Here is a 580-nt window from a genome sequence, read left to right as displayed (position 1 = left end):
ACTGCCTCTTGAGTGCGCGCATCTGATGCACCAGTGAGTGCTGAAGTGCGTCCAGCAGTATAAACAGGCCAAGCAAAACCAAGACCTGCCCCTGCTGTAGAGCCTGAGCGCTTAAAGTCATAGGAGTCAGGGATACGATCACCAATCATCTCACCAAAGTTTGGCAAATCTGGTACAGATGGCATCGGAGGAATAACGTCACCAGTATTAGCACCAGCATTATTTACACCGTTTTTGAGCGTTGATAAGTCAATATCTTCTTGTACATTGTAGGCATTGGCCGATAACTGCGCGAATACAAAAGGATTGTCTATTGTTTTAAGAGCATCGGTTTGATATTCATTGGCTACAATGGCAGCTTGATTGGCAGCAAGTTTGGGTGAAACTTGTAATAAGATTTCTTGTGCTTGCTCAAGACTTAAAAAGCTAGATACATCTAATGGATAGCTGTTAGCGACTTCTTTATGAGTAATAGGGTCAATGAGAGTGTCTAAAGTAGGGCTACTTGATGGCTGCAGTAAAACCGAGTGAACTGGTTTAGGATGAGTTTTATTCATTGAAACAAGTTTTTGGCCATCAT

The 580-nt window shown here is 42.6% G+C and carries 1 pseudogene; it reads right to left on the bottom strand.

Annotated elements, in window-relative coordinates:
• Positions 1-557: pseudogene (locus ACS8FD_RS23045) on the bottom strand (hypothetical protein); the annotation flags it as partial.
• Positions 558-580 lie beyond the last annotated feature (23 nt).

The organism is Psychrobacter sp. 1U2 (genome assembly GCF_051847575.1).
This window is presented reverse-complemented; position numbering and strand designations above follow the sequence as displayed.